At 43.6% G+C, this 18,711-nt stretch carries 19 protein-coding genes; 17 read left to right on the forward strand and 2 right to left on the reverse strand.

The features are described from left to right. Nucleotides 1–2 precede the first annotated feature (2 nt). Nucleotides 3–830: a transporter substrate-binding domain-containing protein gene (locus O3629_RS03680; RefSeq protein WP_371608731.1), complete on the forward strand. Its 828-nt coding sequence runs from the start codon at nt 3–5 to the stop codon at nt 828–830. 27 nt (nt 831–857) lie between these two features. Here the strand turns inward: O3629_RS03680 and O3629_RS03685 are convergent, their stop codons facing one another. Further along, nucleotides 858–2,048: a cation diffusion facilitator family transporter gene (locus tag O3629_RS03685; protein WP_371608732.1), complete on the reverse strand. Its 1,191-nt coding sequence runs from the start codon at nt 2,046–2,048 to the stop codon at nt 858–860. A gap of 151 nt (nt 2,049–2,199) precedes the next feature. On the opposite strand from O3629_RS03685, the gene pcrA reads away from it, so the two are divergent. From pcrA to O3629_RS03705, 4 genes are all read left to right on the forward strand, one after another. Further along, a complete protein-coding gene (gene pcrA, locus O3629_RS03690; RefSeq protein WP_371608733.1) occupies nt 2,200–4,485 on the forward strand; it encodes a DNA helicase PcrA in 2,286 nt (761 codons plus the stop codon). Nucleotides 4,486–4,822: 337 nt separating this feature from the next. Then, nucleotides 4,823–6,097 (forward strand): DUF2130 domain-containing protein, encoded by a 1,275-nt coding sequence (locus O3629_RS03695; RefSeq protein WP_049514989.1) that lies wholly within the window; start codon nt 4,823–4,825, stop codon nt 6,095–6,097. Nucleotides 6,098–6,106: 9 nt separating this feature from the next. Continuing rightward, on the forward strand, nt 6,107–6,550 hold the full coding sequence (locus O3629_RS03700) for a GNAT family N-acetyltransferase (RefSeq protein WP_049514988.1): 444 nt from the start codon (nt 6,107–6,109) through the stop codon (nt 6,548–6,550). Nucleotides 6,551–6,581: 31 nt separating this feature from the next. Then, entirely contained in the window at nt 6,582–7,382 is an 801-nt protein-coding gene (locus tag O3629_RS03705; RefSeq protein ID WP_049514987.1) for an alpha/beta fold hydrolase, read from the forward strand. 33 nt (nt 7,383–7,415) lie between these two features. Here the strand turns inward: O3629_RS03705 and O3629_RS03710 are convergent, their stop codons facing one another. Next, nucleotides 7,416–8,732 carry an FAD-containing oxidoreductase gene (locus tag O3629_RS03710; protein WP_371608734.1) on the reverse strand — a complete coding sequence of 439 codons (1,317 nt, stop codon included), beginning with the start codon at nt 8,730–8,732 and terminating at the stop codon, nt 7,416–7,418. 181 nt (nt 8,733–8,913) lie between these two features. On the opposite strand from O3629_RS03710, the gene truB reads away from it, so the two are divergent. From truB to phoU, 12 genes are all read left to right on the forward strand, one after another. Continuing rightward, nucleotides 8,914–9,810 (forward strand): tRNA pseudouridine(55) synthase TruB, encoded by an 897-nt coding sequence (gene truB, locus O3629_RS03715; RefSeq protein WP_371608735.1) that lies wholly within the window; start codon nt 8,914–8,916, stop codon nt 9,808–9,810. A 4-nt stretch (nt 9,811–9,814) separates the two neighbouring features. Then, on the forward strand, nt 9,815–10,735 hold the full coding sequence (locus tag O3629_RS03720) for a bifunctional riboflavin kinase/FAD synthetase (protein WP_371608736.1): 921 nt from the start codon (nt 9,815–9,817) through the stop codon (nt 10,733–10,735). A gap of 172 nt (nt 10,736–10,907) precedes the next feature. Beyond that, nucleotides 10,908–11,309: a Spx/MgsR family RNA polymerase-binding regulatory protein gene (locus O3629_RS03725; RefSeq protein WP_009732658.1), complete on the forward strand. Its 402-nt coding sequence runs from the start codon at nt 10,908–10,910 to the stop codon at nt 11,307–11,309. Between the two features lie 12 nt (nt 11,310–11,321). After that, nucleotides 11,322–11,600 carry a UPF0223 family protein gene (locus tag O3629_RS03730; RefSeq protein WP_031577056.1) on the forward strand — a complete coding sequence of 93 codons (279 nt, stop codon included), beginning with the start codon at nt 11,322–11,324 and terminating at the stop codon, nt 11,598–11,600. Continuing rightward, a complete protein-coding gene (locus tag O3629_RS03735; RefSeq protein ID WP_371605346.1) occupies nt 11,590–12,360 on the forward strand; it encodes an inositol monophosphatase family protein in 771 nt (256 codons plus the stop codon). The genes O3629_RS03730 and O3629_RS03735 overlap by 11 nt, the downstream gene beginning before the upstream one ends. After that, nucleotides 12,361–13,665 (forward strand): RsmF rRNA methyltransferase first C-terminal domain-containing protein, encoded by a 1,305-nt coding sequence (locus O3629_RS03740; RefSeq protein ID WP_371608737.1) that lies wholly within the window; start codon nt 12,361–12,363, stop codon nt 13,663–13,665. 106 nt (nt 13,666–13,771) lie between these two features. Next, a complete protein-coding gene (locus tag O3629_RS03745) occupies nt 13,772–14,638 on the forward strand; it encodes a phosphate ABC transporter substrate-binding protein PstS family protein (RefSeq protein WP_003017442.1) in 867 nt (288 codons plus the stop codon). 16 nt (nt 14,639–14,654) lie between these two features. Beyond that, a complete protein-coding gene (gene pstC, locus O3629_RS03750; protein WP_014713132.1) occupies nt 14,655–15,566 on the forward strand; it encodes a phosphate ABC transporter permease subunit PstC in 912 nt (303 codons plus the stop codon). Beyond that, on the forward strand, nt 15,556–16,440 hold the full coding sequence (pstA, locus tag O3629_RS03755; protein ID WP_003006597.1) for a phosphate ABC transporter permease PstA: 885 nt from the start codon (nt 15,556–15,558) through the stop codon (nt 16,438–16,440). The genes pstC and pstA overlap by 11 nt, the downstream gene beginning before the upstream one ends. A 10-nt stretch (nt 16,441–16,450) precedes the next feature. Beyond that, nucleotides 16,451–17,254, forward strand: a complete 804-nt coding sequence (pstB, locus tag O3629_RS03760; protein WP_070845448.1) for a phosphate ABC transporter ATP-binding protein PstB — start codon at nt 16,451–16,453, stop codon at nt 17,252–17,254. Between the two features lie 29 nt (nt 17,255–17,283). After that, nucleotides 17,284–18,042 carry a phosphate ABC transporter ATP-binding protein PstB gene (gene pstB, locus O3629_RS03765; protein WP_070595193.1) on the forward strand — a complete coding sequence of 253 codons (759 nt, stop codon included), beginning with the start codon at nt 17,284–17,286 and terminating at the stop codon, nt 18,040–18,042. 12 nt (nt 18,043–18,054) lie between these two features. Further along, complete coding sequence (gene phoU / locus O3629_RS03770) at nt 18,055–18,708, forward strand: phosphate signaling complex protein PhoU (RefSeq protein ID WP_003006603.1); 654 nt, start codon at nt 18,055–18,057, stop codon at nt 18,706–18,708. Nucleotides 18,709–18,711 lie beyond the last annotated feature (3 nt).

The raw sequence follows: 18,711 nt of genomic DNA on the forward strand, positions 1-18,711 counted from the left end.
CGATGAAACGAGTAATACCATGGTTGCTAGGTGTCCTTAGTCTCGTCTTTCTGACAGCCTGTGGGCAGACTGTGAGTGATCCTAAAGTGGACAACTGGCAAAAATACCAAAAAGAGCAGTCCATTACGATTGGTTTTGATAATACTTTCGTTCCTATGGGCTTTGAACAAAAAGATGGAACCTATGCGGGTTTTGATATTGATTTGGCCTATCAAGTCTTTGAATCTTATGGGATTCATGTGAACTGGCAACCCATTGATTGGGACATGAAAGAAACGGAACTAAAAAATGGGACCATTGATGCCATCTGGAATGGCTATTCGGCTACAGATGAACGTCGGGAAAGTGTTGCTTTTACAAAGCCTTATATGAAAAACGAGCAAGTCTTGGTCACAAAGAAAGCATCTGGGATCCAATCAGTCGGTGGGATGAAAGAGAAACGATTAGGTGCCCAGACAGGATCGTCTGGCTATATGGATTTTGAAGCCAATCCTAAAATCTTGAAAAATAAGGTCAAAAATCAAAAGGCTACCCAATACCAGAGTTTTAACGAGGCACTGATCGACCTCCAGAACGATCGGATCGATGGCCTCTTAATCGACCGTGTCTATGCCAACTATTATCTACAAACAGAAGGAATTTTAAAAGACTACAATGTCTTTCCTGTCGGTTTTGAGACAGAATCCTTTGCAGTAGGGGTACGCAAGGCAGATAAAACTTTGAAGAAAAAAATTGATGAAGCTTTCGTAAAACTCTATCAAAAGGGTCAGTTCCAAAAGATCTCTAAGAAGTGGTTTGGAAAGGATGTAGCGACAGATGACATCAAGTAAAAAAGCTAGGAAATCATTCCTAGCTTTTTAGTCTGTTTTATTAGTAATTTGATGGAAAATCTTTTGCCAAGTTTCGTGGCGACGCCAGAGACTGGTATGGATTTGACCGTCTAGTTCATAGCGTATGAGTTTGGTTTTTTGGCTGATGGACTCCAGTTCAAAGTTTTGGAATTGAACTTGGTCGCTTGCGAGTGCCTCCATTAATTCCGCCTTGTGGTGTTCGTGACCGGTATCGTCAATCAAAGTATAATTATCCGCTAGCAGTGTATCAAATTCTTGCTTAGCATAGAGGATTTTTTCGTAGGTCAAGAGTTTCTTTTCAACGTTTTCGATCAGCTCATCTTCAGGAATTGAGCTAGGTTCTACATGGACGTCAATGTCAAAGACTCCAAATTCTTCTTTTAGGAGATCCTCGACTTCTTCAGTGATGGCATGACTTTCATAAACTGAAAGATCGGGATTCATTTCCAAGACAACGTCCAGATAGATATTGCTTCCATAGGTCCGTCCGCGTTGAGATTTCACACGCGCAATCTTAGGGAGTTTTAAAATAGCTTTTTCGTAATCTTCGAGGAGACTATCGTCAAAGCCGTCTGAAAGACTAAAGGAAGATTCCATAAAAATATCGTAGGCAGTTTTGAGGATAAAGAAGGTGATGATGATGGCTGCGATTTTATCGACAATTGGATAGTTAAAAGCACTAGCGGCAATCGCAATCGACGTCCCAAGAGATGTGATGACGTCTGAAAGATTGTCTTTTGCCGCCGCTTTTAAGGCTTTTGATTTGGCCCGTTTTGCTAAGCGAAGATTGTAGAAATAAACGCCTAGCATGACAAGGGCTGAAACCACTCCGACACCAACACCGAGTGGATCAATGCTAACGGTTTCATTGCTGAAGATCTTTTGGAGGGTATCGCGTAAGACATCAAAACCGACATAAAACATAATGATGGAGGTGACTAGACTAGCTAGATCCTCGATTTTCCAGTGACCAAACTTGTGATCACGGTCAGCAGGTTGGCGAGCGAGACGAATCCCGATGAGCAGGGCAGCATTGCTGATAATATCTGATAAGTTGTTAAATCCATCGGCTACCAAACTAGAGGAGTGAAGCAGATGGCCAGTAGCTAATTTTGCTGAAGAAAGTAGTAAATAGGCTAAAATACTGATGATGGCACCACGTTCGGCCAGTTTTAAGTTACTGTATGGTTTTTCCAAAATTTCCTCCTACAACCTCGGATATGAACCTGTTTTCTTTAAACTACTATTATATCGTTTTTGGAAGGGAAATTCAAATGAGTCTTTTTTAAAAGAAGCTAGGTCGGTTTTTGTGGTATAATAGAACGATTGAATGAATGAGGAGTATGAGATGAATCCTTTATTGAATGGTATGAATGATCGCCAAGCAGAGGCGGTCCAAACGACAGAAGGCCCCCTCTTGATCATGGCGGGGGCTGGTTCGGGTAAGACACGTGTCTTGACCCACCGCATCGCTTACTTGATCGATGAAAAAATGGTCAATCCTTGGAATATTTTGGCCATTACCTTTACCAATAAAGCCGCTCGGGAGATGAAGGAGCGGGCTTATAAGTTAAATCCAGCGACTCAAGATTGCTTAATTGCAACCTTCCACTCCATGTGTGTGCGTATCCTCCGTCGAGATGCGGATCACATTGGCTACAATCGGAATTTTACCATTGTCGATCCAGGTGAGCAACGGACCTTGATGAAGCGGATTTTGAAGTCCTTGAATTTGGATCCTAAGAAATGGAATGAACGGACCATTTTGGGGACCATTTCCAATGCCAAGAATGACTTGATCGATGAAGTGGCCTATGCTGCCCAGGCTGGAGATATGTATACCCAGATCGTCGCCAAGTGTTATGAGGCTTACCAAAAGGAACTGCGTCAGTCAGAAGCGGTAGACTTTGATGATTTGATCATGCTAACCTTGCGTCTTTTTGACCAGCATCCAGATGTACTGACCTATTACCAGCAGAAGTTCCAATACATCCACGTAGACGAGTACCAAGATACCAACCATGCCCAATACCAATTGGTCAAACTCTTAGCTTCTCGCTTTAAAAATATCTGTGTTGTTGGGGATGCTGACCAGTCTATTTATGGCTGGCGGGGAGCAGACATGCAAAATATTCTCGACTTTGAAAAGGATTATAAGGAAGCTAAGGTCGTACTCCTAGAAGAGAATTATCGCTCGACTAAGACGATTTTGCAAGCAGCCAACGATGTTATCAAAAATAATCGGAACCGCCGTCCGAAGAATCTCTGGACCCAAAATGCTGACGGGGAAGAGATTGTCTATTACCGGGCTAATGACGAGCAGGATGAAGCAGTCTTTGTTGCTAAAACGATTGAAGAGCTTAGTCGCGAAGCTGGGTACAAACACCGTGATTTTGCTGTTCTCTACCGGACAAATGCCCAGTCACGGACCATTGAAGAAGCCTTACTCAAGTCCAACATTCCCTACACTATGGTAGGGGGCACCAAGTTCTACAGCCGGAAGGAAATTCGAGATGTCATTGCTTATCTGAACTTGATTGCTAACCTCAGTGACAATATCAGTTTTGAGCGCATTATCAATGAACCTAAGCGGGGAATCGGGCCAGGTACAGTAGATAAGATTCGCGATTTTGCCCAAACGCAAGAGACTTCGCTCCTGGATGCTTCGGCTAATATCATGCTCTCAGGCATCAAAGGAAAGGCAGCCCAGGCTATCTGGGACTTTGCCAATCTCATTCTTGATTTGAGAGAAAGATTGGACCAGCTGACCATTACAGAACTGGTCGAAGAAGTCCTTGACAAGACGGGTTATATGACAGCCTTAACCAATCAGGGGAATTTGGAAAGTCAGGCCCGCATCGAGAATATCCAAGAGTTCCTGTCTGTTACCAAGAATTTTGATGAAAACGGGGAAACCGTCGAAGACGAAACAGGTGTGGAAACCTTGAGTCGTTTCTTGAATGATTTGGCTTTGATTGCCGATACAGACGATGGAGCGCAAGAGACCTCAGAAGTGACCTTGATGACCCTTCACGCGGCCAAAGGTTTGGAATTCCCAGTGGTCTTCTTGATTGGGATGGAAGAAAACGTTTTTCCTCTTAGTCGTGCAGCAGAGGATCCAGATGAGTTGGAAGAAGAGCGTCGTTTGGCTTACGTGGGGATCACGCGGGCAGAGAAGGTTCTCTTTTTGACCAATGCCAATTCTCGTTTGCTCTTTGGGCGGACCAGCTACAACCGTCCGACGCGCTTTATCAATGAAATTAGCTCAGATTTGTTAAGCTACCAAGGATTAGCGCGTCCAGTCAACACTAGTTTTAAGGCTTCTTATAGTAATGGTGGCGGAACAACCTTTGGAAAAGGCATGAGTCTGTCACAAGCCCTTCAAGAGCGCAAGAGACAAGCAGCTCCAAGTGCTCTCACGTCATCAAGCCTACCCTTTGGCAATGGTAACCGAGCGGGTGCCAAAGAAACTGTCGCTTGGTCTATTGGCGACATTGCCATTCACAAGAAGTGGGGCGAAGGAACTGTCCTAGAAGTCTCTGGTAGTGGTAGTACCCAAGAACTCAAGATTAACTTCCCAGAAGTGGGTCTCAAAAAACTCTTGGCCAGTGTCGCGCCAATTGAGAAGAAATAAACTGAAACCAGTAAGCTTAGCTTGCTGGTTTTGTCGTTTTATAAAATTTCCCTTAGGTGAGGGCGGACGGTAGCGACTCCCTTTGGGATTCCATATCTTAGATTTGAGCCTTCCGTCTCAAATCTACCGAGCAGGAGAAACAAATCTGTTTCTCCTGCTTTTCTCACAGCGGGAAGTTTTAATGGTCATCGTTCTGTTTTTCAAATCCTCTCAGTTACTCTATTCACTGTCATAAACTAAATTGTGAAGGGAAATAGTCGGAACAAGCTTCGTTTGCTGGTTTTGATTTTACTGGTGGCATGATATAATATACTAAGAATAGAGAAAGAGGCATGCTATGAACGAAATCAAGTGCCCCAACTGTGGGGAAGTCTTTACAGTCAACGAAAGTCAATACAGCGAGCTCTTGTCACAGGTACGGACAGCTGAGTTTGACAAGGAAATTCATGAGCGGATTCGGCAAGAGTTGGCTTTGGCTGAGCAAAAGGCCCTTAATGAGCAGCAAGAGAAGTTAGCAAAGAAGGATCAAGAAATTGCTCAGTTACAAAACCAGATTCAACAGTTTGATACCGAAAAAGAATTGGCGAAAAAGGAAGTAGAGCAAACCGCTAGCCAAAGTCTGCTAGAGAAAGAAAAAGAAGTTCAACAACTTGAGAATCAGCTGGCGACCTTGCGCTTGGAGCACGAAAATCAGCTTCAAAAGACGCTTTCTGACCTAGAGAAAGAAAGAGATCAGGTCAAAAATCAGCTTCTTTTACAAGAAAAAGAAAACGAGCTTTCTCTTGCTTCGGTGAAACAAAACTATGAAGCACAGCTCAAGGCAGCTAGTGAGCAGGTTGAGTTTTACAAGAATTTCAAGGCCCAACAATCTACAAAAGCTATTGGTGAAAGTCTAGAACAGTATGCGGAGAGCGAGTTTAATAAGGTTCGTAGTTTCGCCTTCCCAAATGCCTATTTCGAAAAGGACAACAAAGTCTCTGCGCGTGGTTCTAAAGGAGACTTCATCTTCCGTGATTTTGATGAAAATGGGCTGGAATTCATTTCCATTATGTTTGAGATGAAAAATGAAGCGGATGGAACTGAGAAAAAGCATAAGAATGCAGACTTCTACAAAGAGTTGGACAAGGACCGTCGAGAAAAAAACTGTGAGTATGCTGTATTAGTATCGATGTTAGAAGCCGATAATGACTACTTCAACACAGGGATTGTGGATGTCAGTCATGAGTATGAGAAGATGTATGTCGTTCGTCCTCAGTTCTTTATCCAGATTATTGGGCTCTTGCGCAATGCGGCCCTTAATTCCCTTAAATACAAGCAGGAATTGGCGCTTGTCCGTGAGCAAAATATTGATATTACCCACTTTGAAGAAGACCTAGACGCCTTCAAGGTAGCCTTTGCTAAAAACTACAATTCAGCTTCGGTCAACTTTGGCAAGGCCATCGATGAAATCGACAAAGCCATTAAGCGGATGGAAGAAGTCAAGAAATTCCTCACCACATCAGAAAATCAACTCCGCCTCGCCAACAACAAGCTGGATGATGTATCAGTCAAAAAATTGACTCGGAAGAATCCAACCATGAAGGCTAAGTTTGATGCCTTGAAAGAAGACTAGGAGGCTCCTATGCAGATACGAAAAGCAACTATAAAAGATGCTGAAGCCCTACTGTCTTTATACGAAGACTTGGGCTATCCAACGAGCGCTTCTAAGCTGTCTCGACGTTTAGAAATGATTCTTTCTCAACCACATTATGGCTGTCTTCTAGCTGAAAGAAACGGAGAAATTTTAGGTTTCTTAGGTTATGCAAAGCTCTTCTTTTTTGAAGCAGATGGATCTTACTATCGTATTTTGGCTTTGTCAGTTGCAAAAGAAGCAAGACGACAAGGAATTGCTAGTAGGCTAATTGATGAATTGAAAAAACAAGCGCTAAAAGAAGGAGTTAAGGCACTGGCTCTAAATAGTGGATTAACCGCTGAACGAAATGCTGCACATCAGTTTTATCAGGCGGTTGGATTTGAAAAAGTGACTGCCGGCTTTGCCTTGCATTTAAAAACTCAACATAAATAAATCATGAAAAAATAGTAGAGGGAACGAAGTAATGTCTTCAACAAAAGGGAAAACCTTATATTTTAACAATAAGAGCATGGACTATGTGACATTTGGAAAAGGAAAGAAGCCTCTCGTTATCATACCAGGCTTGGGGGATGGGGTGCAGACGGTTAAAGGAAAGGCCCAGCTCTTTTCCCTCTCTTATCGTCTACTTGCTAAGCACTATAAAATCTATGTTTTTTCTCGAATTAATGAGTTGAGGCAGGGTTATACGACACGGGATATGGCAGCAGATGTAGCAGAAGCAATGGAGACACTAAACCTATATGCCGCCTATGTTATGGGGATTTCACAAGGTGGAATGATTGCTCAATGGTTAGCTGTAGATTTTCCAGGAAGGGTTCAAAGGCTCATCCTAGCTGTGACAACAGCGGAGCCTAGTCAACTTGCTAGAGAACGAATTGAGCATTGGCAAAAACTCAGTCAATCTGGAAATTTTAAGCATCTCATGTTGGATATTGCACAGCACTCCTACACGCAAAAGAGCTATCAAAAGTGGCGGTTCCTTTATAATATTATGGGTCGCCTGGGTCGAATTAAAGATGAAAAACGAATTGTCATTCAGTCTCAGTCTTGCCTGGAACATAATAGCCTTGAGGTCTTAAAAGAAATTCATTGTCCGACCTTGGTCCTTGGTGCCCTCGAAGATGATGTGATTGGTGTGAAGGGATCCAAGGAATTGGCAAAAGCGATTTCGGGTTGTCAGCTCCTTATTCTTAAGCATTCAGGTCATGCTCTGTATGAAGAAAATAAAGCATTTCAAGAGGCTGTCTGTGAATTCTTAAACTAAAAAAGCTGGAATTTTCCAGCTTTTTTATGTTAGTTAAATCGCAAAGAGATCGTTTAGGTTTTCTGCCATGGTTGGGTGGGTAAAGATTTGTTTTGCGATGTAAGTATAAGGAATCTTGTTGTCCATAGCCATGGTGATCAGGTTAATGAGTTCACCTGCGGCTTCTCCAAAGAGAGTTGCTCCAAGGATTTCTTTGGTTTCTGGGTTGACCACGGCTTTGAAAGCACCTCGAAGGTCTGCATTGACATGGCCGCGAGGCATGGCAGCAACTGGTAATTCTTTGACAGCCACTGGAAGTCCTTTGTCGCGTGCTTCTTGCTCAGTCAAGCCGACTTGGGCCAATGGAGGAGCAATAAAGAGTGTTGTCGCATAATTTCTACGAGTTTCAAGATTGTAGCTACCATCGCTTGTAAGATAGTTGAAGACAATGCGGAAGTCATCGAGTGACATGTAGGTGAATTGAGGGCCACCATTGACATCGCCAACTGCAAAGACACCAGGGACGCTGGTTTCTAAATGACGGTTGACTTGGATCGCTCCACGATCAGTGACTTGGATGTCTGTGTTTTCAAGACCAAGTCCAGTTGTGTTTGGCTTCCGTCCTGTTGCGTAGAGAAGGATATCAAACTCGAAGTCTCCCTTATCTGTGACAACCGTTAAGCTGTTTTGGCCATCTTTGATTTCTTGGGTATGAACGCCTTGCAAGAATTGAATACCGTCTTCTTCAAGGTAGCTTTTTGCAAGAGCTGCAATACTTGGCTCGATCCGTGGCAAAAATGTTTCAGAAGCATCCAGCACCGTTACTTGGCTGCCCAAGGTATTATAGAGATGAGCAAATTCCAATCCGATTGGTCCACCACCAAGGACGCCCAGGCGTTTAGGTAGTTTTTCCAAACGTTGAATACCGGTTGAATCCACTGCAAATTTACTTTCAGCCAAACCTGGAATCGGAAGGACATTTGGCACAGCACCAGTATTAATAATAATGGTTTCAGCTGTCAATTCTTCCTTTTCATCTCCAGCTTGAATTTCGATGACCTTGTTAGAAACGAAACGAGCCGTCGCATCGATAATGTCTACGCCGGTTCCAGCAATGGTTGCGTAGTTCTTGCCGTTGAGACGAGTAGTGACCGCATTTTTCTCATTCATGGCTTGGTCAAAATCCAAGCCTTTTTCTGCGGCAACAATCAAGGTCTTGGTTGGAATACAAGCGATATTGATACAAGTACCACCGTACATAGACTTGCTCTTTTCAATCAGAGCAACTTTTTTTCCTTGGCTTGATAATTTCGCTGCGAGTGTTTTACCAGCTTTACCAAATCCAATCACAATAACATCATACATTAACATATGTTACACCTTCTTTCGCTTTCTATTGTATCAAACCCGTTTTAAAAAGTCTGAAATCTGCTACGGGATTTTTTAGGAGGTCATGGGAAGGGGGAAAGAGGGACAAAAAGTTTTGTTTCATGGTATAATGAAGGGTCGGTAGCCCGGATGGTCACACAAACAGTTAGAAAGAGCAAATCAGATGGACGGAATTATCAATGTAAAAAAAGAAGCAGGCATGACCTCACATGATGTGGTTTTTAAACTGCGAAAAATCCTGGGAACTAAGAAGATCGGCCATGGGGGAACGCTGGATCCGGATGTGGTGGGAGTGCTTCCGATTGCAGTTGGCAAGGCGACCCGGATGGTCGAATTCATGCAAGATGAAGGCAAGGTCTATGAGGGAGAAATCACTTTAGGATTTTCTACCACGACGGAGGATGCCAGTGGGGAAGTCATAGAGCGGACCCCAGTGGAAGCCCCTTTAGATGCAGAAGAGGTGGACCGCATGATTGCCCAAATGGTGGGAGAAATCGAGCAAGTACCACCTATGTATTCAGCAGTCAAGGTCAATGGACGTAAGCTCTATGAATATGCGCGGGCAGGAGAAGAAGTGGAACGCCCTGTCCGACAAGTAACCATTTATGAATTCACGCGCACCAGTAAGATTAGCTATGAAGAAAGTCTAGCCCGTTTTCGTTTCCGGGTCAAATGCAGCAAGGGCACCTATATCCGGACCTTGTCGGTGGACCTTGGTCAAAAACTGGGCTACGCCGCCCATATGTCTCATCTGACACGGACCAGTGCTGCCGGTTTGTCACTGGATGATGCCCTGACCTTAGAAGAAGTGGCTGAAAAAGTAGCCCAAGGAGATTTGAGCTTCCTTCATCCACTTGAAATTGGAACAGGGGATCTGGAAAAAGTAGAGCTGACAGTAGAAGAGGTCGGTGAAGTCCAAGTGGGACGCTTTATTCCGGTTGAGAGCGAAGCCAGAGAGTTAGCTGCTTTTTACCAAGGGAAATTGGTAGCCATTTTAGAAAAAAGAGAAGAACTTTACAAACCTTGCAAAGTCTTTCTAACAGAAAGTGTGTTACAATAAATTCATGAATATTCGTACGATTACTACTGCTAACCAGATCCATTTGGAGAATGAGACAGTTTTGGTTCTGGGCTACTTTGATGGCCTGCATCTGGGGCATCAAGAACTCTTTAAAAAGGCGCGTCAGATCGCGGATGAAAAAGGCTTGAAGGTCGCATTGTTAACCTTCCCTGAATCTCCTAAGTTAGCCTTTGTTCGCTACCAACCAGAATTACTGCTCCATTTGCAGAGTCCTGAGGATCGGTTCCAAAAATTAAACGAACTAGGAGTGGATGAGCTCTTCCTCATTGATTTTACGACCGATTTTGCTTCTAAAACTGCCAAAGAATTTGTCGATCAATTTGTCAAAGCCTTGAGAGCCCGAGTTTTAATTGCTGGATTTGATTATAGTTTTGGCTCTGATAAGAAAACGGCCTCTGACTTATCTGCTTATTTTGATGGTCAAGTGGAAGTCATTTCTCCTGTATTGGATCAGGGGGAAAAGGTTAGTTCGACCCGAATTCGTCAGGCTGTCCTAGAAGGACGCGTCCACGAAGCTGCCTGTCTACTTGGTCACCCTTTATCCAGTCGGGGAATCGTCGTGCATGGGGATGCACGTGGCCGCACCATTGGCTATCCTACCGCCAATCTAGCACCGATTGATCGGACCTATCTCCCATCAGATGGGGTTTATGTAGTGGATGTCGATTTTAAAGGGCAGACCTACCGTGGGATGGCTTCTGTCGGGAAAAATGTCACCTTTGATGGGAAAGAGCTTCGTTTCGAAGTCAATCTCTTTGATTTTTCTGGAGATATCTACGGTCATACCCTGACCATTCATTGGTTGGATAAGATACGAGAAATGGTCAAATTCGATGGGATTGATCAATTAGTGGCTCAACTAGAAGAAGATGAAGCAGTTTCACGAAACTGGAACGAGGATTAGGAACTTTCCTAATCCTTTTTTGTGTGCCTCTTCTTGAGAATAATGAAAGGGATTTCTTTTTTCCACTGAAATCCAGAAAAATCGTCGAGAAATCAAAAAAGCGCTTTTCAAGCACCTATTTTTTTTGTATAATAGAGTCAGATAGTTATATATAAAAAAAGAAGTGAACCACATGATTACATTATTTTTATCACCGAGTTGTACATCATGTCGAAAAGCTCGGGCTTGGTTAAAAAAGCACGATGTTCCATTTAAAGAACACAATATTATGACAAGTCCTTTGAGCAAACAGGAGTTGACAAGTATATTGGCCTTGACCGAAAACGGAACAGACGACATTATTTCAACTCGTTCAAAAATTTTTCAAAAATTGGATGTTGATGTTGAAGATTTATCCATCTCAGCCTTGATCCATCTGATTGAGGAAAATCCTAGTCTCTTGCGGAGACCGATTATTTTAGATAACAAACGTATGCAGATTGGCTTTAACGAAGATGAAATTCGGGCCTTCTTGCCACGGAGTTATCGCAAACAAGAGTTACGCTCTGCCACTCTAAGAGCAGAAATAAACTAAGAAGTATGTCGAATGCAAAAAAATTATAGTTACCCACTGGACTTATCGTGGAGCACTGAAGAGCTTGCTTCAGTGCTTTCTTTTTTCAATAAAGTTGAAGAAGCTTATGAAAGTAAGGTAGAGGCCAAAGAATACATGGAAGCCTACCGCGCTTTTAAGAAGGTCGTACCTAGTATCGGAGAAGAAAAGCGTCTTGGACGGGAGTTCGAAGAAGTGAGCGGTTATTCTCTCTATCGTGCGACCCAGACTGCAAAGCAAAAAGAGGAAGGATGGTTTTCTCTTGAAGAATAAATTAGAGTTTGCCAAACAAATCGTTTTAGAGGCTGGAGACTACTTGCGTCTTCATCTCCATGATGACTTGATGATCTCAAAAAAGACTGGGCCGACAGATTTAGTCACCCAGATGGACCAACAGGTTCAAAAGGATTTGGTTGAAAAAATCACACATCGCTACCCAGAAGATCGGATTTTTGCGGAGGAAAATGGCCTTCGTTCACCGATTTCAGAAGGATCCGTTTGGGTGATTGATCCTATTGATGGGACCAATAATTTTGTGACCCAAAAGGAAGATTTTGCGGTGATGGTGGCCTATTTTGAAGACGGAATTGGTCAGTTTGGCCTGATCTACGATGTGATGCGGGATCACCTTTTTTACGGGGGTGGAGAATTCCCTGTTTATCGCAATGAGGTTGAACTGACGCCCTTTGTGGACCAACCTCTGGAAAACCTTTTGATTGCTTCAAATGTCGGTATGCTTGAGAAAAATGACTGGGGCATGGCCGATCTTGGTATAGATTCCCTGGGCATTCGGGTCTACGGAAGTGCCGGTATTAGTTTTTCAAAAATTCTCTCAGGTGGCATTCTAGCCTATTTTAGCTATATCTGGCCCTGGGATTATGCCGCAGCTGCGATCATGGGGGAACAGTTGGGCTATACCGTTTTAAATCTAAATGGAGATAAACCTAATTACCAGTCAGTGGAACCCATTATGATGGTTCCAAAAGTGAAGTTAACAGAAATTCAAACCTATCTTAAGAAAGGGAGAAGTTAAATGAATTTTCCCAATGGTTTTAAAGAAAAATACCAGCATCTTCTAGGTGAGGATGCTGCTGCTTTTTTTGCGACCTTTAATCAAGAAGCAGTAGCAGCCTTTCGCACCAATCCTTTGAAAGAAGCACAAAAAGTATTTGATGATCCGATTCCCAATACTCCTTGGGGCCATTATGGAAAGGTCTCAGGGAAATCCATCGAACACGCAACGGGCTTGGTCTATTCACAAGAACCAGCAGCTCAGATAGTGGCCCAAGTCGCCCAGCCAAAGCCTGGGATGAAGGTCCTAGACTTAGCCGCAGCACCTGGTGGTAAGACGACGCAACTCTTGTCTTATTTGGATAATCAGGGACTCTTGGTCTCCAATGAAATCCACAAGGGACGCTCGAAAATTCTCGTAGAGAATGTCGAACGTTTCGGTGCCCGAAATGTATTGGTAACCAATGAGTCAGCCGATCGTCTGGCAAAAGTTTTCTCAGGATTTTTTGATCTGATTGTATTAGATGCTCCTTGTTCGGGTGAGGGGATGTTTCGTAAGCAACCAGATGCCAGGGACTCTTGGTCTGTCGAATATCCTCGAGAGTGTAGTTTTCTTCAAAGAGAAATTCTGGAGGATGCCCTCAAGATGTTGGTTCCAGGTGGTTCTTTGGTTTATTCAACCTGTACCTGGGCTCCTGAGGAAAATGAAGAGATCGTATCCTGGCTTTTGGAAAACTATGATCTGGAGCTGGAAACGATCGAGAAGATCAATGGTATGGCAGAAGGCATCGACCATCCAGAAACGGCGCGCATGTATCCTCATCTCTTTAAAGGAGAGGGCCAATTTGTTGCTAAGTTCCGTTATCTAGGAGAGAATCGACCTGCCAAAATCCCTTCCAAGAAGGACCAATTATCTGCAGAACAAAAGAAATTATGGCAGGAATTTGCCAAGGAACACTTGAAGATTACTCTAGAAGGAATCCTTGAAACCTTTGGTGACGAGCTGTATTTGGTTCCACTTGGTTTACCTGATTTGCGCAAAGTAAAAATTGCCCGAAATGGCTTGCACCTAGGAACCTTCAAGAAAAATCGATTTGAACCTAGTTTTGCCCTTGGTCTAGCTCTGAAACCGAGTGAAGTCAAAGAGACTGTTTCGATCACGCCTGAGGACTTTGTTCATTATGTTGCGGGAGAGACGGTTCAATTGAGGGAAACGCATCCAAATGGATGGTACCAGGTCCTGGTTGAAGGCAATGGTTTGGGCTTTGCAAAAGTGACCGGACAGACCCTGAAAAATTTCTATCCAAAGGGACTTCGTTTTAGGTAAAATGCTGGGCAAAGAACCCGTTCTATGATATAGTGGAAGTACAGGTTTTTTTGAAAAAAACTTGTCAAAATCATAAGTGAAATAGTGAATATCAAGGAGACATGATTTGAAAAAGTCTAAAAAGCTGATCCTAGGACTAGCGACGATCGCATTAGCAGGAAGTTTATCTGCTTGTGCTTCTTGGATCAATCGCGGAGAATCCATCACTGCTGTTGGATCGACTGCCTTACAACCCTTGGTTGAAGGAGTGGTAGATCGCTACATTGAAGAACATCCTGGTAAGATTGTGAATGTACAAGGAGGAGGTTCTGGTACAGGACTTTCACAAGTTCAATCAGGTGCTGTGGACATCGGAAATAGTGACCTCTTTGCAGAGGAAAAGTCTGGGATCGATGCCTCTAGTCTGGTCGATCATCAGGTAGCCGTAGCAGGGACAGCCATCATTGCCAATAAAAATATCTCGATCGACAATCTGACAACGGAGCAATTGCGAAAGATCTTTACAGGTGAGTATACCAACTGGAAGCAGTTGGGTGGTCCAGATCTTGAGATCACGATTGTGAACCGTGCCGTAGGTTCTGGTAGCCGTGCTGTCTTTGATGCCATTATCATGGATGGCAAACAACCCAAGCAGGCCCAAGAGCAAGACTCTAATGGAATGGTGAAAAACATCGTTTCTCAAACTCCAGGTGCCATCTCTTATCTAGCCTTTACCTACTTGGATAGCAGTGTCAAAACTATGAAGCTCAATGGTTATCAACCAACCAAAGCCAATGTCGTCAACAATAACTGGCCCATCTGGTCTTACGAACATATGTATACCAAGGGAAAACCCAATGAGTTGTCTAAAAAATTCATTGACTACATGATGACGGATGAGGTTCAGCAAAAAGTTGTTGGCAAGATGGGCTATATTCCAATCAATGATATGAAAGTCACCCGTGATTTAAAAGGGAATGTGACAAAAAAATAAAAGAATTAGGTAAAAAATGAACGAAGTAGCAAAAAAAATGCTGACGAAATCAAAAAACTCCCGCCTAGAAAAATTTGGGAAGACCATTACCTTTCTATGTATGAGTTTGATTGTTGTCGTCGTTGCCATGATTTTGATTTTCGTGGCCCAAAAAGGTTTATCGACTTTCTTTGTTAATAAAGTCAATATCTTTAGTTTTCTATTTGGGAGCTCTTGGAATCCTGCTGCAAAGGAATTTGGAGCCCTACCAATGATTCTAGGTTCCTTTATTGTAACCTTGCTTTCTGCCCTCTTGGCAACGCCGTTTGCCATTGGTGCAGCAGTTTTCATGACAGAAGTCTCTCCTAAAGGAGCTCGTTTCTTGCAACCAGCCATTGAGCTCCTAGTGGGGATTCCTTCAGTTGTTTATGGATTCATTGGTCTTCAAGTCGTTGTCCCTTTCACCCGTAGTCTCTTTGGAGGGACTGGTTTTGGGATCCTCTCAGGGGTTTTTGTCCTCTTTGTTATGATCCTGCCAACTGTCACCTTTATGACGACCGATAGCCTCCGAGCTGTACCCCGTCATTATCGGGAAGCCAGTATGGCAATGGGAGCGACCCGCTGGCAAACCATTTGGCATGTCACGCTCAAGGCAGCCCGCTCTGGAATCTTTACAGCGGTCGTCTTTGGAATGGCGCGTGCCTTTGGGGAAGCCTTGGCTATCCAGATGGTGGTCGGAAACTCTGCAGTGGTGCCAACCTCGCTCACAACACCAGCTTCCACCCTCACCTCTATTTTGACCATGGGAATTGGAAATACCGTCATGGGTACGGTCAATAACAATGTTCTTTGGTCACTCGCCTTGGTATTGCTCCTCATGAGTCTTGCCTTTAACAGTGTGATTAAACTGATTACGAAAGAAAGAGGTAAGAAGAACTATGCACGCTAAACGAATGGATAAAATTGCAACAGGAGTACTGTATGCTATTTCAGGGATCATCGTTGCGATTCTTGCCTCATTGATCCTTTATATCTTGGTCCGTGGCTTGCCCCATGTATCCTGGCACTTCTTGACTGGTAAATCCTCTTCTTATCAAGCAGGAGGAGGGATCGGAATTCAATTGTATAATTCCTTTTTCCTCTTAGTCATTACCTTGGTGATTTCCTTCCCACTTTCTCTTGGGGCTGGGATTTACCTTTCTGAGTACGCAAAAAAAGGGCGCTTGACCAATTTGGTTCGTACCTGTATTGAGATCTTGTCTTCCTTGCCATCTGTCGTTGTAGGTCTCTTTGGTTACTTGGTCTTTGTTGTCCAGTTCAAATATGGATTTTCGATCATTTCAGGGGCCTTGGCCTTGACCGTCTTTAACTTGCCCCAGATGACCCGCAATATCGAAGATAGCTTGCAGCATGTTCATCATACGCAGCGCGAAGCAGGTTTAGCACTGGGCTTGTCTCGCTGGGAAACCGTGATTCATGTCGTGGTACCGGAGGCTCTTCCAAGCATTATCACTGGGGTTGTATTGGCATCAGGACGGATCTTTGGGGAAGCCGCTGCCTTGATCTATACAGCAGGTCAATCGGCTCCAGCTCTTGATTGGTCAAACTGGAACATCTTTAGTGTGACCAGTCCGATTTCTATCTTCCGTCAGGCTGAAACCTTGGCCGTCCATATCTGGAAGGTCAACAGTGAAGGAACCATTCCAGACTCGATCGAAGTCTCAGCTGGTTCTGCCGCCGTTCTTTTGATCTTTATCTTGATCTTTAACTTTGGAGCCCGCAAACTCGGAAGTTACCTCCATAAAAAACTAACATCTGCTTAAAGGAGAAGAAATGTCAAAATACAATTGGGATGAGAGACACATCATTACTTTTCCTGAAGAAAAGGTGGTCCTATCGACCAAAGATTTGCATGTCTATTATGGAACTAACGAGTCCATTAAAGGCGTCGACATGCAGTTTGAAAAGAATAAGATTACAGCCTTGATCGGTCCTTCAGGATCTGGGAAATCAACCTATCTTCGTAGTTTGAACCGGATGAATGATACCATCGATATTGCGCGTGTTACGGGTGAAATTTGGTATGAAGGAATCGATGTTAACCGTCCAGATATCAATGTTTATGAAATGCGCAAGCATATTGGGATGGTTTTCCAACGGCCCAATCCTTTTGCCAAATCGATTTACAAAAACATCACCTTCCCGCATGAACGTGCGGGGGTGAAAGACAAGAAGGTCTTGGATGAATTGGTCGAAACTTCTTTGAAACAGGCAGCTCTGTGGGATCAGGTCAAGGATGACCTTCATAAATCAGCTCTGACACTTTCAGGTGGCCAACAGCAACGACTTTGTATCGCGCGGGCCATCTCTGTGAAGCCTGATATCTTACTTATGGATGAGCCAGCATCAGCGCTTGATCCGATCGCGACAGCGCAATTAGAAGAAACCATGCTTGAGTTGAAGAAGAATTATACCATTGTCATCGTGACCCATAGCATGCAACAAGCAGCGCGTGCTAGTGATTATACCGGTTTCTTCTACCTTGGAAACCTTATCGAGTACGATAAGACTTCGAATATTTTCCAAAATGCGAAATTGCAATCGACCAACGATTATGTATCTGGTCACTTTGGATAAAGTAAAATGACAACAAAAAGGAAAATAGAATGACAGAACCAATTTTGCAAGTCAAGGACTTGTCGGTTTATTACAATAAAAAGAAGGCTTTAAATAGCGTCTCCTTGGATTTTGCTCCAAAGGAGATCACAGCCTTGATTGGTCCTTCAGGATCAGGGAAATCTACCCTTTTAAAAGCCATTAACCGTATGGGCGACCTCAACCATGAGGTCACCACCACAGGAACCATCCTCTACAATGGACATAATATCTACGGACCCCGGACCGATACGGTTGAATTGCGTAAGGAAATCGGAATGGTCTTCCAACAGCCCAATCCTTTCCCAATGTCCATTTATGATAATGTGACCTATGGCTTGATGATTAATGGTGTCAAGGACAAGGCTGTCTTGGATGAAGCAGTTGAAACCTCTTTGAAACGCGCGTCCATCTGGGATGAAGTCAAGGATCGCCTGCATGATTCGGCTATTGGACTTTCCGGTGGTCAGCAGCAGCGGGTCTGTGTGGCGCGGGTTCTTGCGACCAGTCCAAAGATTATTCTTTTGGATGAGCCAACTTCAGCGCTAGACCCGATTTCAGCTGGCAAGATTGAAGAAACCTTGTATGGACTAAAAGACCGCTACACCATGCTCTTGGTGACACGCTCCATGCAACAAGCGAGTCGGATTTCCGATAAAACTGCCTTTTTCTTGGATGGCGATTTGATTGAGTACAATGATACCAATGAAATGTTCTTGAACCCAACTAAGAAAGAAACAGAAGACTATGTCTCTGGTAAATTTGGATAGGAAGAAAATAAAATGTTACGAGTTCAATTTGAAGAAGATTTAGAGAAGTTGCATAACCAGTTTTATGCAATGGGAAATGAAGTGTTGAGTCAGATCAACCGTACAGTTCGTGCTTTCGTGACCCATGACCGTGAATTGGCCCGTCAGGTCATTGAAGATGATGCGGAAATCAACGAATACGAAGTGAAGCTTGAGCGTAAATCTTTTGAGATTATTGCCCTTCAACAGCCGGTTTCACAAGACCTTCGTGTCGTGATGACCGTCTTAAAAGCAGTTTCTGACTTGGAGCGGATGGGGGACCACGCTGTATCGATTGCCAAGGCAACGATTCGCATGAAAGGGGAAGTCCGTATCCAATCTGTTGAAGAAGAAATCAGCAAGATGGGCCGTGAAGTCAAAGATTTTGTCGAAGCAACACTTGATGTTTACCTCAAAGGCGATGTGGATTTGGCCTATGAAGTTGCTTCACGAGATGAAGTCATCAACCATTATTTCGATAGCATCCAAGAATTAGCAACAGAAGAAATTCGGAAAAATCCAGAGTCCATCGTGACGGGACGTGATTATTTCCAAGTGATCAACTTCTTGGAACGCATCGGAGATTATGCAAAAAATATCTGTGAATGGGTAGTCTACTTTGAAACAGGTAAAATTATCGAAATGTAAGAT

It is taken from the genome of Streptococcus sp. 27098_8_12 (assembly GCF_041432115.1).
Taxonomy (GTDB): domain Bacteria; phylum Bacillota; class Bacilli; order Lactobacillales; family Streptococcaceae; genus Streptococcus; species Streptococcus parasanguinis_V.

Excerpts from the sequence above, each read along its gene's own strand:
- O3629_RS03720 (WP_371608736.1), top strand. The coding sequence starts at position 9,815 with ATGAATATTCGTACGATTACTACTGCTAACCAGATCCATTTGGAGAAT.
- O3629_RS03730 (WP_031577056.1), top strand. The coding sequence starts at position 11,322 with ATGCAAAAAAATTATAGTTACCCACTGGACTTATCGTGGAGCACTGAA.
- pstA (WP_003006597.1), top strand. The coding sequence starts at position 15,556 with ATGCACGCTAAACGAATGGATAAAATTGCAACAGGAGTACTGTATGCT.
- O3629_RS03700 (WP_049514988.1), top strand. The coding sequence starts at position 6,107 with ATGCAGATACGAAAAGCAACTATAAAAGATGCTGAAGCCCTACTGTCT.
- pstC (WP_014713132.1), top strand. The coding sequence starts at position 14,655 with ATGAACGAAGTAGCAAAAAAAATGCTGACGAAATCAAAAAACTCCCGC.
- pcrA (WP_371608733.1), top strand. The coding sequence starts at position 2,200 with ATGAATCCTTTATTGAATGGTATGAATGATCGCCAAGCAGAGGCGGTC.
- O3629_RS03695 (WP_049514989.1), top strand. The coding sequence starts at position 4,823 with ATGAACGAAATCAAGTGCCCCAACTGTGGGGAAGTCTTTACAGTCAAC.
- O3629_RS03680 (WP_371608731.1), top strand. The coding sequence starts at position 3 with ATGAAACGAGTAATACCATGGTTGCTAGGTGTCCTTAGTCTCGTCTTT.
- O3629_RS03710 (WP_371608734.1), bottom strand. The coding sequence starts at position 8,732 with ATGTTAATGTATGATGTTATTGTGATTGGATTTGGTAAAGCTGGTAAA.
- O3629_RS03740 (WP_371608737.1), top strand. The coding sequence starts at position 12,361 with ATGAATTTTCCCAATGGTTTTAAAGAAAAATACCAGCATCTTCTAGGT.
- pstB (WP_070845448.1), top strand. The coding sequence starts at position 16,451 with ATGTCAAAATACAATTGGGATGAGAGACACATCATTACTTTTCCTGAA.
- phoU (WP_003006603.1), top strand. The coding sequence starts at position 18,055 with ATGTTACGAGTTCAATTTGAAGAAGATTTAGAGAAGTTGCATAACCAG.
- pstB (WP_070595193.1), top strand. The coding sequence starts at position 17,284 with ATGACAGAACCAATTTTGCAAGTCAAGGACTTGTCGGTTTATTACAAT.
- O3629_RS03725 (WP_009732658.1), top strand. The coding sequence starts at position 10,908 with ATGATTACATTATTTTTATCACCGAGTTGTACATCATGTCGAAAAGCT.
- O3629_RS03705 (WP_049514987.1), top strand. The coding sequence starts at position 6,582 with ATGTCTTCAACAAAAGGGAAAACCTTATATTTTAACAATAAGAGCATG.
- truB (WP_371608735.1), top strand. The coding sequence starts at position 8,914 with ATGGACGGAATTATCAATGTAAAAAAAGAAGCAGGCATGACCTCACAT.